We start from the raw sequence: 19196 nt of genomic DNA, 5'->3' as shown, positions 1-19196 counted from the left end.
GCGAGCTGAGAGCAGCTCTCGCCGAGGAATTGCCAAGTTACATGATTCCGTCGTACTTTGTCCAGCTAGAGCAAATGCCGCTTGCACCAAATGGCAAGTTAGATCGCAAATTGCTGCCAGCTCCTGAAGGACTAATTAATATCGATACGGTGCATATTGCGCCTCGCACGCCACTAGAGGCAAGACTTGTCCGCATCTGGCAAGAAGTGCTTGGTGTTGAGCGTATCGGGGTGAAGGAAGACTTCTTCGAACTGGGCGGACATTCGTTGCGTGCGACGACGCTGGTCAGCAAGGTACACAAAGCGCTTCATGTTCAATTCCCGCTGCGAGACGTATTCCGGTTCTCTACGCTGGAGGCAATGGCAAAGGCTATTGAAGGACTCGAACAACAACAGTTCCATGCAATTCCAACAGCTAATAGCAAACCTTATTACCCGCTTTCTTCTGCGCAAAAACGAATTTATATTTTGCATCAGATGGCAGGGGCGCAGCAAAGCTATAACATGCCAGGTGCTGTAACTATTAGAGGGCATATTGATCGTACTCGCTTGGAGGCAGCATTCCGAGAACTGATTGCTCGACATGAGACGTTGCGTACTAGCTTTGAAACGGTGGCGGGTGAGGCTGTACAGCGGATTCATCCCCAAGTTGAATTTGCAGTGGAGTATATTCAAGCAGAAGGCAAAGAGCTTGAGCAGATCGCTTCACAATTCGTTCGCGACTTTGAGTTAGAGCAGCCTCCATTGCTGCGTGTTGGACTGGTCGAAATTGCTGCTGGGCATCATCTTTTGTTGTTTGACATGCATCATATTGTGTCTGATGGTGTTTCGATGGCGATATTGGTTGATGAGTTTACCCGACTTTACAGCGGCGAACAATTAGTGCCGCTCCGTATTCAGTACAAAGATTATGTTGAATGGTTGAAAATGGATGAGCAGCAAGAGCGGTTGAAGCACCAAGAGGCTTATTGGTTGAATACGCTGCATGGTGAGCTGCCGTTGTTGGAATTGCCTACTGAGTATGCAAGACCTGAACAGCGCAGCTATGAGGGCGATAAGCTCCAATTCTCCATCGATCGCGAGCAGAGCGACAAATTACAGCGTCTAGCTGGCAATGCAGGAGCCACGTTATATATGGTCATGCTTGCGGCCTATACAACTTTGCTGCATAAGTACTCGGGACAGGACGATCTGATTGTCGGCACGCCAATTGCGGGCAGAACACATTCGGATACGGAACCACTCATCGGGATGTTTGTGAACTCATTGGCGATTCGTAATTATCCGCATCCAGAAAAGAGCTTCAGTTCCTACTTGGAAGAAATAAAAGCTACAACGCTGCAGGCCTATGAGCATCAAGATTATCCATTCGAGGCGCTAGTGGAGAAGCTACAGGTGGTGCGCAACCCAAGCCGGAACCCATTGTTTGATACGATGTTTATTTTACAAAATACAGAAAACAACAGTGTCAGTCTGGGTGATCTGTCGGTGGAGCCGTACAACCAGAACCATTCGATCGCAAAATTTGATCTGACGTTGGAAATTAGTATGGAAGACGGCCTTATGAGTGGCCATTTCGAATACTGCACCAAACTGTTCTCAACCAATATGATCGATAATTTTGCAGAAGACTTTTTGAATATATTATCCCAAATCTGTGAACAGCCAGATATTCAACTCGGGCAGATTCAATTAAGCGGAGTGAATGGGCAAGAAGAAGTGCTGGAAGCCGAAATTGACTTTGCATTCTAAACAGAAGATCGACTTCCCCATAGGATAAGAAATGGATAGGGAACGATGACAAAGTAGTATAACATTGTTTATTCCGGGGTGCATCATGTCGATGCTGGCCTGCTTGCACCCTGGGAAAACAAGCACGTGTACAGTTTTGCCCGATTAGAGAGGGGAGAAGATCAGAATGGCATTTGATAAGGAAATCGTTTTTTGGCAGGCAAAGCTCGATGCTGAAGATACTCCTACGACATTACCCTATAATAAGCCTCCAAGCAGCGAAGCAACCTCGTTTTATTCTATTTCAAGCACATTGTCAGCCCATACTTCCGAGCGCATTGTTCAAATGGCACGGAGCTCTAAGATGGCCATTTACATGATCTTACTGGCAGGCGTTCAAAGTTTGCTGTACAAATATACGAATGAAGAAACTATCGTTGTTGGCATGCCGATCGTGCCGAAAGAAGGTGACACACGACGCCCGATTAACCACGTGGTCATTCTTAAAGATAAAGTAGATGCTGAGACCACATTTAAATCGTTACTTTCCGCACTCAAGTCAACGCTTCCTGACGCTATCCGTCATCAGCAGATCCCGTTTCGATTGATGACAGAACAGTTGCAATTACAAGCCGTAAACGCATTACCTGTAGTAAATACGATGGTCGCTTTAAAAGAGATACATACGATAAGCTTCACACAGCATGTCGTAGCCGACTTGTTGTTCCAATTCGAACTTGAAAACGAGCAAATTCTTCTAAATGTAGTCTACAACCAAAATGTCTATACCTCAGACTTTATTACCCAGATTATTAACCACTTACAACATGTGTTCTCCACCGTTTTGTCCGATCCAGAACAGAAATTGAGTGCTTTACAATTACTTTCGGAACTCGAAACAACGAAGCTACTAATTGACTTTAATGATACGTTGAAGGCGAATACGCGCGAATATACAGTTCATCAATTATTTGAGGAACAGGCGGAGCGTACACCGAATGGGATCGCTATTGTATATGATCAGCAACAAATGACTTATCAGGAGTTAAACGAGCGGGCGAACCAATTAGCTCGAACATTAAGGGCTGTAGGTGTAAAGCCCGATCAATTAGTTGGCATTATGGTGGAACGTTCGTTGGAAATGATGGTTAGCATATTGGCCGTAATGAAGGCGGGTGGTGCCTACGTACCAATCGATCCTGAGTATCCTCAAGACCGCATTCACTATATGCTGCACGATTCAGGCGCGCAAGTGCTGATGCTACAGCGTCATTTGCGAGATCGCGTCTCTTACAACGGCTGTATCGTAGATGTGAACGATGAAGCTAACTACGATGAAGAGCGTACCAATTTAGCAAGCGCAGCGGAGCCGGTACATTTGGCATATGTCATATATACGTCGGGGACGACTGGTAATCCAAAAGGGGTCATGATCGAGCATCAAAACGTAGTTAATGCGTTGCTGTGGAGAAAGCAATTTTATGCATTTGGTTCTTCTGATCGAGTGCTGCAATTGTTCTCGTTTTCCTTTGACGGCTTTGTGATGAGTACGTTTGTATCTTTAGTTTCTGGTTCGAGTGTACATATGCTGCGGGAAGAACAATCAAAGGACCCGCTTGCTTTGAGTGAAATGATAACGAGCTCGGGTATTACCCACTTTATTTGTGTGCCGAACTTATACAGTGCACTGCTTAATATTGTTAATGCACAATCTGCCTCAACATTACGCAAGGTGACATTAGCTGGCGAGAGCGTCAGCGCATCACTTGTGGCCCGAAGCCAGCAATTAGTACCACACGTACAATTGTTTAATGAATACGGTCCGACTGAGAATAGCGTGGTCACAACATGCTCCCAAAAGCTGAAGCACAATCAGCCCATTACGATTGGCAGCCCTATTTCAAATACACAAGTTATGATCGTAAATGCGGTAGGCCAACTTCAGCCGTTACACGTTCCAGGTGAATTGTGCATCGCAGGACAAGGGTTGGCTAGAGGCTACTTGAACCGCCCAGAGCTTACAGCTGAAAAATTTGTCGAGAACCCTTTTGCAGACGTGTTTGGCGATCGAATGTATCGAACTGGTGATTCGGCGCGCTGGCTGCCCGATGGAACAATCGAATATTTAGGACGTATCGATCATCAAGTCAAAATTCGCGGCTTCCGGATCGAATTGGGCGAAATTGAAGCAAGCTTGCTGAAAATAGACGATGTAAGTGAAGCTATCGTAATTGCTCGACCAGATGACAAGGGCCAGCAGACGTTGTGCGCCTATTTTACAGCTGGTCGTAGCCTGATGGTAAACGAGCTGCGAGCTGCATTAGCTGTCGGATTGCCTGACTACATGATTCCTTCCCACTTTGTTCAACTGGATCAGCTGCCGCTCACACCGAATGGTAAGCTGGACCGCAAGTCTCTCCCAGATCCGCTTGATAATATTGCAACGGGTACGGAGTACGCTGCTCCACGAACAGAACTGGAAGAGAAGCTTGTGCAAATATGGCAGGAAACGCTTGGTGTAGCTCGAATAGGCGTAAAAGATAATTTCTTTGAACTTGGCGGTCATTCTCTTCGGGGTGCTGATCTCGCAAGCAAATTGCACAAAGAGTTAGGTGTCAGTGTGCCATTGCGTGAACTGTTTAACGCTCCAACGGTTGCGGAGCTTGCACAGTGGATAGGCGGCATGGAGCAGCAGGAGTACAATGCAATTACACCAGTAGAAGAGCGACAATTTTATCCGGTGTCTTCATCCCAGAAGCGACTGTATATTTTGCAGCAACTAGAAGGTGCGGAGCAGAGTTATAACATGCCAGGCGTTATGCTGCTTGAAGGGGCACTTGACCTTGAACAATTTGAGTCGGCATTTTGTAAGTTAATCGCACGCCACGAGACGCTGCGTACTGGATTCGAACTGGTAAACGGTGAGCCCATGCAGCGTGTGCATCGTGAAGTAGAGTTTGCAGTGGAGTATATGAAAAGTAGTGAGGCAGAGGCTGATCAGACGGTTCGTGATTTTGTACGTGCTTTTCATTTGCACACACCACCGCTGCTGCGAGTCGGTCTGGTTCATTTAGAAGAGAACCGCCACATTCTCCTTTATGATATGCATCATATTATTTCAGATGGTGTGTCGATGGGAATCGTAGTGGAAGAATTTGCTCAATTATATGGGGGTGAAGTGCTTCCTGAACTGCGTATCCAGTACAAAGATTACGCCGTATGGCAGCAATCAGCACCGCAGCAAGAGCGGATGATGCGGCAAGAAGCTTACTGGCTTCAGTCGTTCAGTGGCGAACTTCCAGTGCTGGAAATGCCGACGGATTATATGCGGCCTGCCATCCAGAGCTATGAAGGCGATACTTTAGAATTCACCATAAATAGGGAGATCGGCACGGCGTTGCAGCGTCTTGCTACGGATAGTGGAACTACATTATATATGGTGCTGCTTGCCGCCTATACCGTATTACTTCAAAAATATACAGGTCAGGAAGACATTATTGTAGGAACTCCGAATGCAGGCAGAACGCACAGTGATTTGCAGCCGCTAATCGGGATGTTTGTTAGTACGCTTGCGATTCGTAATTATCCATCTAAAGAAAAGACGTTCCTGTCTTACCTTGATGAAGTTACACAACAAGCGCTGCTGGCATTTGAGCATCAAGAATACCCATTTGAGGAACTTGTAAACAAGCTTCAGGTGCCACGCGACATGAGTCGTAATCCACTTTTTGATACGATGTTTTCCTTGCAGAATGCAGCTGGTGGTAAGGATTTTGTATTGCAGGGATTGCAATTAAAGCCTTATCCAAGCGAACACAACATATCGAAATTCGACCTAAGCCTCGACGTTGTTGAAGGGGCTGATGGGTTCACGTGCAGCATGGAATACGCAACTGCTTTGTACAAGCGCGACACGATCGTTAGAATGACAAATCATTTTGTTCAATTGCTTGCTGCTATCGTAAACGAGCCAGCTGCCCCAATCGCAGCACTTGGCATGTTAACCATCGAGGAACAAGCACAGATTCGCTTTATTTTCAATGAGGAGTCACCAGACATCCCACAAGGAAAAGTGGTGCACCAGCTATTTGAAGAGCAGGTAGAACGTACGCCAGATCATATCGCTGTCATACACGAAGATGGGCAACTCACGTATCGTGAGCTTAATGAACGGTCGAATCGACTAGCCAGAACGCTGCGAGGAAACGGTGTAGAGCCTGAACAATTGGTAGGTATTTTGGCGGATCGCTCATTAGAAATGATTGTAGGCATTATCGCGATATTAAAAGCAGGTGGCGCGTATGTGCCGATTGACCCGAAATATCCAGAAGATCGTATTCGTTACATGCTGGAAGATTCAAATGCGCGTGTACTGGTGACGCAGCGTCATCTCCAGGAGCGCGTTATGTTTGACGGAGTATGGGTCATACTGGACGACGACTCATCTTATGATATAGACGCTTCTAATTTGGAATCCTCTAATACACCTGAGCACTTAGCCTACATCATTTATACATCAGGAACGACCGGCAAGCCTAAAGGCGTCATGATCGAGCATAAACAATTGACGGTGTTAGCGCGTGCGTGGGAACGTGAGTATCGACTGCGCGATGCCAATATTCGTTGGATGCAGTGGGCGAGCTTCTCCTTTGACGTGTTCTCGGGTGACCTGATTCGCGCCCTGTTGCACGGTGGAGAACTCATTCTTTGCCCAGAGCAGGCTCGTGCCAATCCGGCAGAAATCTATCAATTAATTAATAAACATGGTATTCATATGTTTGATTCAACACCGTCACTTGTCATTCCGTTAATGGAATACGTGTACGAAAACAAGTTGGATATTAGCAGTCTGAAGCTAGTAGCTGTCGGTTCAGATTACTGCCCTACAGAAGAGTTTCAGAAGCTGATCGATCGGTTTGGTTCACAAATGAGAATCATCAACAGCTACGGCATAACGGAAACTTGTATTGATGCTTCTTACTATGAGCCGAAGACAAAGGAAATACCACGTACGCTGCCTATCGGTAAACCTATGCCTGGTGTGACGATGTATATTTTAAACGACCATCATTCGCTTCAACCAATTGGCATTATCGGTGAATTATACATTGGAGGTCCATGTGTAGGACGCGGGTATTGGAATCAGCCTGGACTGACAGCAGAGAAGTTTGTGGCGAATCCTTTCCTTGCAGGAGAACGCATTTATAAGACGGGGGACCTCGCCAGATGGATGCCGGATGGGAATGTGGAATACTTAGGACGTATCGACCATCAAGTTAAAATTCGCGGCTATCGGATCGAAATCGGCGAAGTGGAATCCAAGCTGCTCAAGCTGGACATCGTTCGTGAAGCTGTAGTTGTAGCTCGTGAAGATCGAAATGGTCAAAAAGCATTGTGCGCTTATTTCGTGTCGGACAAACAATTAACGGTTAGTGAGCTTCATAATGCTTTGGCAGATGAGCTGCCAACTTATATGATTCCGTCCTATTTTGTGCAGCTTGAGCGTTTGCCGCTTACACCAAATGGAAAAGTTGACCGCAAGTCTTTACCTACACCAGAAGGAAACGCTCATACAGGTACGGATTATGTTGCGCCTCGTACAGCTGTGGAAGCAGCGCTCGCAACGGTATGGCAAACGGTACTAGGTACAGATCGTATCGGCGTGCTGGATCATTTCTTCGAATTGGGTGGGGACTCCATTAAGTCGATTCAAGTGTCATCCCGTTTGCACCAGGTCGGTTACAAGCTAGAAATTCGTGATTTGTTTAAATATCCGACAATTACCCAGCTAGCTCCACATATTCAAGCAGTAGGCAAAGTCGCCGATCAAGGCGAGGTGTCAGGCGAGGTTCCATTAACACCGATTCTCAGTTGGTTTATTGAACAACAAATGGAAGACCCGCACCACTACAATCAATCGATCATGCTGCATCGCAGGGATGGCTTCAACGAAGCGGCTCTCCGCACTACATTAGAAGCGCTCGTTACGCACCACGATGCATTACGGATCGTATTTCGTCACTCTGATCAAGGCGAGTATACCGCATGGAACCGGAAGGTAGGCGACGGTGAGCTTTATAGATTGGATGTACGGGATTTCACAGGCCATCCATCCAGCAAACAAGCAATCGAGGCTTTAGCCAATGAAATACAAGGCGGTATCGAGTTGTATGGAGGTCCTTTGGTAAGGGCTGGGTTAATGCATGCGGACGACGGCGATCATCTGTTAATCGTAATGCATCATGGTGTCGTTGACGGTGTTTCTTGGCGTATTTTGCTGGAGGATATTGCTTCGGGCTATGAGCAGGCATTAAAAGGTGAGGCAGTTCGTTTCCCTTCCAAAACCGACAGCTATCGGGTGTGGGCTGAACAGCTAGCTGCGCATGCACTAAATCCGAAAATGGAACGGGAGTACGCCTACTGGGAGCAAGTAGAACAGTCGAAGACCGCTTTGCTTCCTAAAGATTATGAGGCTGAACAATCGTACCAACAAGATAGCGCCTCCGTTATTGTGGAGTGGAGTGCTGAGGAAACCGAGCAGCTACTGAAGCATGTTCATCGTGCGTATAACACAGACATGAATGACATTTTACTGACGGCGCTCGGAATGGCAGTCCAAAAATGGTGCCTTCATAGTCAAGTGCTCGTTACATTGGAAGGTCACGGACGGGAGTCCATCCTACCAGACGTAGATATTTCCCGCACAGTGGGTTGGTTCACAAGTGAATATCCTGTGCTGCTTGAAGCAGAGCCAGATAAGGGACTGTCCTACCAGATTAAAAAGACAAAGGAAAATTTGCGCCGCATTCCGAATAAAGGGATCGGGTATGGCATTTATCGGTATTTGTCTGGTCAACGTATGGCTGATCATGCTTCTATGTCCAAGCCGGAAATTAGCTTTAATTATTTAGGACAGTTTGATCAAGACTTGGCACACAACGATATGGAAGTATCACCATATTCTAGTGGTTCCGAAATGAGCGCTCGCCAATTACGAGGTTATACACTAGATATTAACGGCATGATTTCAGGCGGTGCACTCGTGCTCGATTTAAGCTACAGCAGCAAACAGTATCGTCATGACACGATCGAACAGTTGGCAAGTTTGCTGCGCCAGAGCTTGCAGCATATTATTGCGCACTGTACAGCAAAGGAACGAGCGGAATTAACACCGAGTGACGTGTTGTTTGACGGACTTCATATTGAAGATTTGGAGCAAATTGTCGTCCAGACAAGCTCTATTGGAGAAGTTGAGGACATCTACACGTTAACGCCGATGCAAAAAGGGATGTGGTTCCATACGGCTATGGACCGCCAGGCAGGTGCTTATTTCGAGCAAACACGATTTAACGTTCAAGGTGAGCTTGACGTGCAGTTGTTTGCAAATAGCCTCGACTCGCTTGCGAAGCAGCATGCGGTGCTGCGTACGAATTTTTATAGTGGCTGGAACGGAGAGCTGCTCCAAATTGTTTACCGCGACAAGCAGCCTGGGTTTACTTATGAAGACCTGCGCGACATGTCAGAGCAAGAACGAAAGCTGCACGTTGAGGTGTTGGCACAAGCAGACAAAGAACGCGGCTTTGATCTGGAACGAGATGCGCTCATGCGAGTGTTGGTCATTCGTACAAGCGACAATTGCAGCCATGTGATCTGGAGCTCGCATCATATTCTTATGGATGGCTGGTGCTTGCCTCAGTTGACGCAAGAATGGTTGGAAACCTATGCAGCTGCCGTACAGCAGCGTGAAATGAAGCGGACTGCGGCGCCGGCATATAGCCAATATATCGAATGGTTGGGCCGTCAAGACAATGATGCAGCTTCTAAATACTGGTCCGATTATTTAGCGGGCTATGACCAGCAGACGCTGCTCCCGCAAGGAAAATTACAAGGTCGCAGCGACGGGTATATGGCGGAGCACATTGTGTTTGAACTGGGCGAATCACTAAGCTCAAATATGAGTCGTGTGGCCAAAAAACATCAAGTAACGTTAAACACGTTGCTGCAAGCTGCATGGGGGATCATTTTACAAAAATATAATGGTACCGATGATGTCGTCTTCGGTGGTGTCGTTTCAGGTAGACCGGCTGAAGTTGCTGGCATTGAATCAATGATTGGACTGTTTATAAATACGATACCGATTCGTGTCACATGTGACGTGGAAACGGACTTTGCTGGATTGATGGCGCGGATGCAGGAGCAGGCGCTGGAGTCTGGGCGCTACGATTATTATCCTTTGTATGAAATTCAAGGAAAAAGCACACAAAAGCAAGATTTGATTAACCATATTCTCGTATTTGAAAACTACCCGATGGAAGAGCAAATGGAACAGGCTGGTGATGAGCGGGGCCAACTGGTCATTACGGATGTACAAGTCGCAGAACAAACCAATTATGATTTTAATTTGGTTGCAATGCCTGGCGATGATATTATGTTCCGAATTGAATTTAATGCGAATGTGTACGATCGAAATAGTATGGCAAGACTGCGAGACCACCTCGTACATGTGCTTGAGCAAGTGACGGCTAATCCGCGAATTACGGTAGGCGAGCTGGAACTGGCGACCGTTGCGGAAAAGGCGGAGCTGATGAACTCGTTTAACGATACGGCGGCCGATTATCCGCAGCATCAGACGATTCATCGAATGTTTGAAGAACAGACAGCTCAAACTCCAGATGCCGTCGCGGTGATGTTCGAGGAAACGTCGTTAACTTATCAAGCGCTGAATGAACAAGCGAATCGCCTAGCTCGGACGCTGCGGAAAATAGGCGTGGTGCCAGACCAAATCGTCGGCGTGATGGCGGATCGTTCCTTGGAAATGATGGTTGGCATTATGGCGGTGCTAAAAGCAGGTGGAGCGTACGTACCAATCGCACCGGATTATCCGGAAGAACGCATTCGTTATATGCTGGAGGATTCGAAAGCACAGGTGCTGCTTATTCAGGGCAGCTTGGGAGAAGGCGTTGACTTTGCCGGACGTGTCGTACAGTTGGATGACCATCAAATGTACGATGCAGATGGCACAAATTTGGAAGCAGTCAACCAGCCGCATGATGCGGCATACGTCATCTACACGTCAGGGACGACGGGACGTCCGAAAGGCGTGATGGTGGAGCATACTTCCGTCATCAACCGCTTGCTCTGGATGCAGAAGCGGTATGAGATCGGTGCGGAAGATACGATTATGCAGAAGACGGCGATTACGTTTGACGTTTCCGTTTGGGAGTTGTTCTGGTGGGCTTTTGTAGGCTCGAAAGTATGCCTGCTGCCAGTAGGCGGCGAGAAAAATCCGGCGGTCATTCTCGAGACGATTGAACGAGCGCGTATTACGACGATGCACTTTGTGCCGTCGATGCTGCACGCCTTCCTTGAGCACGTAGAGCAGTTGACGCCGGCCGAGCGTGAGCGCAGCTTGCGGCCGCTGCGACAAGTGTTTACGAGCGGCGAAGCGCTGCTCGCCTCGCAAGTCGAGCGCTTCCAGCGCTTTATTGCACCGGTGAACGGGGCTAGGCTGATCAACCTGTACGGACCAACGGAAGCGACCGTTGATGTGACGTACTTTGATTGCGAAGCAGGCCAGCCGTACGTGAGTGTTCCGATCGGCAAGCCGATCGACAATACGCGAATCTATATTGTAAGTGCGCAAAATCAGCTACAGCCGATTGGTGTGGCGGGTGAACTGTGCATCGCAGGCGTAGGACTGGCACGCGGCTATTGGATGCGGCCAGAGCTGACAGCAGACAAATTTGTGACGCTGCCAGCAGTGCCAGGTGAACGCATGTACCGTACAGGTGACCTTGCACGTTGGCTCTCTGACGGCAACATTGAATACTTGGGTCGGATTGACCACCAAGTAAAAATACGCGGATACCGTATTGAGTTGGGCGAGATTGAGACGCAGCTGCTACGAGTCGAGGCGGTACGTGAGACGGTCGTGGTGGCAAGGGAGGACGAGAGCGGACAAAAATCGCTCTGTGCTTATTACGTCGCAGAAGGTGAGCTGACGGTAGGCGAGCTGAGAGCAGCTCTCGCCGAGGAATTGCCAAGTTACATGATTCCGTCGTACTTTGTCCAACTAGAGCAAATGCCGCTTGCACCAAACGGCAAGTTAGATCGCAAGTTGCTGCCAGCTCCTGAAGGAAGCTTGCAAACAGGTGCGGAGTATGTTGCGCCGCGTGTTGATGTCGAGAAGACGCTTGCCACTGTATGGCAAGCTGTGTTGGGTATTGAGCGAGTCGGTGTGCTGGATCATTTCTTTGAACTCGGCGGCGATTCCATCAAGTCCATTCAAGTGGCATCCAGGCTACAGCAGGCGGGCTTTAAGCTGGAAATTCGGGACTTGTTCAAATACCCGACAATTGCGCAGCTACAAGCACATTTACAGCCAATCAGTCGCTTGGCGCATCAAGGTGAAGTAACAGGCGCCGTTCCTTTAACACCGATTCAACATTGGTTTGTGGAGCAGAAGTTCGCTGATTCACACCATTTTAACCAGTCCATCATGTTGTTCCGCAAAGAAGGCTTTAACGTGACAGCGCTGCTGGCAACACTGAATAAGCTGCTGGCGCATCATGACGCTTTACGTATCATCGTGCGGAAGACAGCTCAAGGCGAATATACGATTTGGAACCGCGCAATTACAGATGGCAATCTGTATAGCCTGGAAGAGATTGATGTTACACAGTTAGCCGATCCTGGTGCAGCGATTGAGTCAAAAGCGAATCAAATTCAAAGTGGAATTGATTTGGAGACGGGTCCGCTAGTAAAAGCAGGTTTGTTCCACGGGGTGGATGGAGATCATTTCTTGCTTGTCATCCATCATTTGGTCATCGACGGCGTGTCGTGGCGGATCTTGCTAGAAGATATCGCTGCTGGCTATGAGCAAGCAGTGAAAGGTGAAGCGGTCACTTTACCTGCCAAAACAGATAGCTTCCAGCTTTGGGCGGAGCAGCTTGCTGCTTATGCAAACCGTGATGCGATAAACAAAGAACGTGGCTTTTGGGAGCGAATTGTAAAAACTGACGTTGTATCTTTATCTAAAGACTTCGCGATCGAACAGACATTCCAAAGAGACACCGAATCTATCAGCGTGGAGTGGAGCCAAGAAGATACGGAGCTATTGCTGAAGCAGGTTCATCGTGCTTATAACACGGACATGAATGATGTCCTGCTGACAGCACTTGGCATGGCTGTCCAGCAGTGGCGTGGACTTGATCGGGTGCTAGTTGCGTTAGAAGGTCATGGACGTGAGTCCATTTTGGAAGATGTGGATATAACACGAACAGTAGGTTGGTTTACGAGCGAATACCCGCTTCTTTTAGAAACAGAGGCAGGGAAATCGTTATCCTATCAACTTAAAAAGGTAAAAGAAGATTTGCGCCGGATTCCGAACAAAGGTATCGGGTATGGCATCTGCCGTTACTTATCTACGTGTGATGAGCCGCTATGGGCGGCTGCTCAAACCCCTGATATTCGATTTAACTATCTGGGGCAATTCGATCAGGATTTGCAAAGCAACGAGTTGATGATATCACCGTATTCGAGTGGGTCGGATATTAGTGATGAACAAGCACGCAAGTACGCATTGGATATTAACGGCATCATCACAAATGGCGTCTTATCGCTTGATTTGAGCTACAGCGGTAAACAATTCCGCAATGAGACGATGTTACAGTTGGCGGCTTGCCTGAAATCATGCTTGCAAGACATTATTAACCACTGCGCAGCACAGGAACGCCCTGAATTAACGCCTAGTGATGTCCTCCTGCAAGGACTAAGCGTGGATGCGTTAGAGCAGCTGACGGAACGGATGCAGCATACGGGTCACATTGAAAATATATACACACTCACGCCGATGCAGAAGGGAATGTGGTTCCACAGCGCCATGAACAGTCAGACGGGCGCGTATCATGAGCAGACCCGCTTTACGCTCGAAGGTGAGCTAGATGTGGACTTATTTGCTAAAAGTTTGCAAACTTTGGCGCAGAACCATGCTGTACTTCGTACAAATTTTACGAGCGGACCGCTTGGTGAACCGGTGCAAATCGTGTTTAAGGACAAGACACTTGGCTTCACCTTTGAAGACATACGAGCGTTAAGTGAAGAAGCACAAGCAGCGTACATGCGGGATGTGGCTGCCAAAGATCAGGCACGTGGATTTGATCTGGAGCGTGATGCTTTACTACGTGTAACCGTTATACAAACGGATGAATGTAAATACCAAGTGCTCTGGAGCTCCCATCACATTTTGATGGATGGTTGGTGTTTGCCGCAGCTTACACAAGAGCTGTTTGATACCTATGATTCGTTCGTGCAGCAGCAACAACCAGCTCCGTCAACTGCTCCTGCATACAGTCAATATATTGAATGGCTTGAAAGGCGGGACGGAGAAGCGGCTTCTGCGTATTGGTCCACCTACTTGGAAGACTACGATCAGCAGACCGCACTTCCGCAAGAAACAACCTCAATTCGAAGCGCGGCTTACGTAGCAGAACAACTGAGCTGTGAACTGAACGCATCCTTAAGCAAAGCGATCACACGGGCAGCGAAGCAGCATCAAGTAACGCTGAATACGTTGCTGCAAGCGGCATGGGGTGTCATTTTACAAAAATACAATGGCACTAACGATGTAGTCTTCGGCAGCGTCGTGTCCGGCAGACCTGCGGAAATAGCAGGTATTGAGTCGATGATTGGGTTGTTTATCAATACGATACCGGTCCGTGTAAGATGCGCTGCTGATGCGAGTTTTGCCGCACTAATGGGACAATTGCAGGAGCAAGCGCTTGAATCCGGTAAATTCGACTATTACCCGTTGTATGAGATTCAAGCACGTACAGTGCAAAAGCAAGATCTCGTTAGACAAATTATCGTATTTGAAAATTATCCTATGGATGAGCAATTGGAACAGGCAGGTGGCGACGAGCGTGGAATGCTGGCTATTACACATGTTGAGGTGGAAGAGCAGACCAATTATGACTTCAATCTGATTGTCATTCCAGGCGAAGAGCTTTCCTTCCGCTTTGATTACAATGCCAATGTGTTCAGGCAGGCAGATATGGAGCGGCTAATGGGACACCTGATGCATACACTGGAGCAGATTGCGACCAATCCGCACATATTAATTGCTGATCTTGAATTAACGACAGATTCCGAGAAGCTAGAGATTATAGACACCTTTAACGCTACAATCACAGATTATCCACGTCATACTGCGCTGCATCGATTGTTTGAGGAACAAGTACAACAAGTACCCGATGCGGTTGCTGTCTCGTTTAATAACTGTGATTGGACCTACCGTGAATTAAACGAACGCGCCAATCGCCTTGCTCGCACGTTGAAGTCGCAAGGGGTAACGACAGACCAATTGGTTGGCCTTATGGTCGAGCGCTCCATCCATATGATTGTCGGTATACTCGCCATATTAAAGGCCGGTGGTGCTTATGTACCTATCGATCCGGAATATCCGGAAGAACGGATTCGCTACATGATCGAAGATTCCGGTGCTCAGCTTATGCTGACGCAGCAGCAGCTTGCAGGTAGAGTGCCTGACATACAGCAAATTATCTTGTTGGATGATGAACAAGCGTATGAATTCGACGGATCGAATCTGGAAGATAGCAGCGATGCGACAGACTTGGCCTATGTGATCTACACGTCGGGTACAACAGGTAAGCCTAAAGGAAATTTAACGACTCATCGCAACATCGTACGGGTAGTAAAAGGTGCAAAATATATACGTATTACGGATCAGGATCATGTTCTGCAATTATCCAGCTACGCATTTGATGGTTCAACGTTTGACATCTTTGGTGCGCTGCTAAACGGAGCAAGACTTGTTATTATCCCGCAAGAAATACTGCTTGAGGTTCGAAAGCTGGCTGATTTGATTGAGCGTGAACGGATCTCGGTTATGTTTATTACAACTGCATTCTTTAATGTACTAGTAGATGTTAATACTGCGTGCTTGCGTCACATCCGCGCTATTTTGTTCGGTGGGGAGCGTGTATCCGTCAACCACGTTCGCAAAGCGCTCGGTCATCTTGGGCCTGGAACGATCAAGCATGTGTACGGCCCAACGGAGAGTACGGTCTTTGCAACATGTTATGACGTCCATGAAATACCAGAGCAGGCGGTTACGGTTCCGATTGGTGGCCCGATCAGCAATACAGCTATATATATCGTAGATGGCAAGAACAAGCTGTTGCCAGTTGGCGTAGCGGGGGAATTGTGTGTGGCGGGTGATGGTTTGGCCCGTGGGTATTTGAACCGTCCTGATTTGACGGCGGAAAAGTTCGTCGAAAATCCGTTTGCCGCGGGTGAAAGGATGTATCGAACCGGAGATCTGGCAAAATGGCTGCCAGACGGTTCAATTGAATACGTAGGACGTATCGATCAGCAAGTAAAAATTCGCGGCTATCGGATAGAATTGGGTGAGATTGAAGCCCACCTGCTTGATGTTCCAGCTGTACAAGAAGCAATCGTTATTGCAAGAGAGACTGACAACGGTGAGAAGCAGCTTTGCGCTTATTATGTAGCGGAGCAACCGATATCGGCTGGTGAGCTGAAGGCTATTCTGGGGCAGGAACTGCCTGCTTATATGCTCCCATCTCATTTCATTCCATTGGAACGCCTGCCACTGACACCTAACGGTAAGGTGGACCGTAAATGGCTGCCAGCACCAGAAGAGCATATAAACACCGGAACAGAACATGTGGCACCACGCACGCCGCAGGAGGAACAGCTTGCTCGGATCTGGCAAGAGGTACTTGGAATACCGATCGTTAGTATGACCGACAATTTCTTTGAGCTTGGCGGGCACTCCTTGCGGGCTACTATTTTAGTGAATCGGCTGCATCAAGAGCTTCAGCTTGAGATGCCACTGCGTGAAGTGTTCCAATACCCAACGCTTGAAGCGATGGCACAGCGCCTGACCCAAGCAGGGAAGCACGCGTACACAAGCATTCCGGTTGCACAGACTAGCGAGTATTATCCTGTTTCATCCGCACAGAAACGGCTCTATATTTTACATCAGCTGGATGGAGCTGAACTGAGCTATAACATGCCTAACATCTTGCTGCTTGAAGGAGCTTTAGATCGCAGTCGCTTTGAAGCTGCTTTCCAAGCACTCATCTCAAGGCACGAAACGCTGCGGACGGGCTTCGAATTAGTTAATGGTGAGCCTGTACAGCGAATTGCTGAAAAAGTGGATTTTGCAGTCGAATATATGGAGGCAAGTGAACAAGAGGCCGATCAGCTTACGCGGTCATTTGTACGCTCGTTCCAACTGGAGCAGCCACCGCTGCTGCGTGTGGGGCTCATCAAGTTGTCCGAGCATCGCTATCTGTTGATGTTTGACATGCACCATATTATTTCCGACGGAACTTCGATGGGAATTCTAGTGAATGAATTTGTTCGTTTGTATGGAGAAGAGGAACTGCCGTCACTGCAAATCCAATATAAAGATTACGCGGTGTGGCAGCAATCGGCCGTGCAGGAAGCTCAAATGAAACAGCAGGAAGCTTATTGGCTGCATGCCCTTGCAGGCGAAATCCCTGTACTTGAGCTGCCAACCGATCATATTCGTCCAGTGACCCAAAGCTTCCGCGGAGATTTGCTACAGTTCGTACTTGACCAAGAGCAGAGCGAGGGCTTACGGCAGTTGGCCACAAACAGTGGGGCGACCATGTACATGGTGTTGCTGGCGGCATATACTGCTCTGCTGCATAAATACTCGGCTCAAGAGGATATTATCGTCGGCACACCGATTGCAGGGCGAAATCATGCAGACCTCCAGCCGCTGATGGGCATGTTTGTTAATACGTTGGCCATTCGCAGCTATCCGGCTGGCCATAAATCATTTATGACCTATTTGGAAGAAGTGAAAGAATCAACATTAGGCGCCTTTGAAAATCAAAATTATCCGTTCGAGGAACTCGTCGATAAAGTTCAAGTAGTACGAGATATGAGCCGCAATCCTGTGTTTGACACGATGTTTATTTTACAAAATGCGGAACTAGGTGATATGAACATTCATGGACTGAAGCTGCAGGCGGTTCAAAACGAGCATACGGTTTCGAAATTTGATCTGACGTTCCAAGCAGAAGAAGCAGACGCGGAAATCATATGCAGCATTGAGTATTCAACGGAACTGTTTGAGCGTGCAACAATTGCACGAATGATCGGGCACTTTAAGACTTTCATTGCTGCTGTGCTGGATAACCCGCAAGCACACATCGCTTCGCTTCCGATCGTAACCGATGCAGAGAAGCAGCAATTGCAAGAGGTCTTTAACAACACCGCAATGGCTTACCCGCGTGACAACACGGTGCACGAGTTGTTTGCAGCACAGGTGGAGCGCACGCCTGACGCGCCAGCGGTTGTGTTTGGCAGTGAGCAGCTAACCTATGTGCAGTTGGAGCAAAAAGCGAACCAACTTGCTCAAACGCTGCAAGCGCATGGTGTTGCGGCCGAGCAGCCTGTTGGCATTATGGTGGAGCGCTCGCTTGAGATGGTCGTTGCTGTATTGGCTGTACTGAAAGCAGGAGGCACCTTTGTCCCGATTGATCCAGAGTATCCGGAAACGCGTATCCGCTACATGCTGGCAGACAGCGGGGCCAAGCTGGTGCTGACACAAGCGTCGCTGTTTGAGCTTATTCCGGATGAAGTTGACAAGCTTGATGTGCATGCTGCGGCAAGCTACACGGGAACAGGTGCGGCCGTGCCTAACGTTAATGAGGCGACCCACTTGCTCTACATTATTTACACGTCTGGTACGACTGGCAATCCGAAAGGGGTCATGCTGGAGCATCGCAACATGGTCAATTTGCTGTACTATCAGCAGCACGAAACGACGATTCCGATGCCGTCGCGCATTTTGCAGTACGCGTCGAACAGCTTTGATGTGAGCTATCAAGAAATGTTTTCCGCGCTGTTGTTCGGTGGCTGCTTGTACATGGTAGACAACGAAGTACGCAAAGAGCCGTTGCAGTTGTTCCGTGAAATCGAGCACAACCACATTAACGTGCTGTATTTGCCAGTGGCGTTTGTGAAGTTCATTTTTGCAGAGCCGGAGTGGGCAGAAGCTTTCCCGCGCTGCGTCGAGCATATCATTACTGCTGGTGAACAATTAGTTGTCACCCCGCAAGTACAAGCATGCTTGCAACAGCTCGGCATTAGCTTGCACAACCATTACGGTCCGTCAGAGACACATGTGGTAACAACACATACGATGCAGCCAACTGACATCGCGGTCGGTTTACCGCCGATCGGCAAACCAGTCGCAAATACCCAAATTTACATCGTAAATGACAACTTTGAGCAGCAGCCAATCGGGGTTGCAGGTGCACTGTACGTATCTGGCGATTGCGTCGGTCGTGGTTATTGGGGCCGCCCGGATTTAACGGACGAGAAGTTCCTAGCGCATCCGTTAGCAGCAGGCGGACGGTTGTACAACACGGGAGATGTAGCCCG

2 protein-coding genes are annotated in these 19196 nt (G+C 48.1%); both read left to right on the top strand.

What is annotated here, in order from left to right; translation table 11 throughout:
- The coding region (locus H509_RS28815) for a condensation domain-containing protein (RefSeq protein ID WP_425414250.1) at positions 1-1751 on the top strand (1751 nt) is incomplete at its 5' end.
- Positions 1752-1917: 166 nt separating this feature from the next.
- A partial coding sequence (locus H509_RS26015) for a non-ribosomal peptide synthase/polyketide synthase (RefSeq protein WP_211234359.1) occupies positions 1918-19196 on the top strand: 17279 nt, incomplete at its 3' end.

The sequence above is a fragment of the Paenibacillus taiwanensis DSM 18679 genome (genome assembly GCF_000425125.1).
Classification (GTDB): Bacteria; Bacillota; Bacilli; order Paenibacillales; family Paenibacillaceae; genus Paenibacillus_B; species Paenibacillus_B taiwanensis.
Note: the sequence above shows the minus strand (reverse complement) of the source record. Positions and strands in the feature narration are given on the sequence as shown.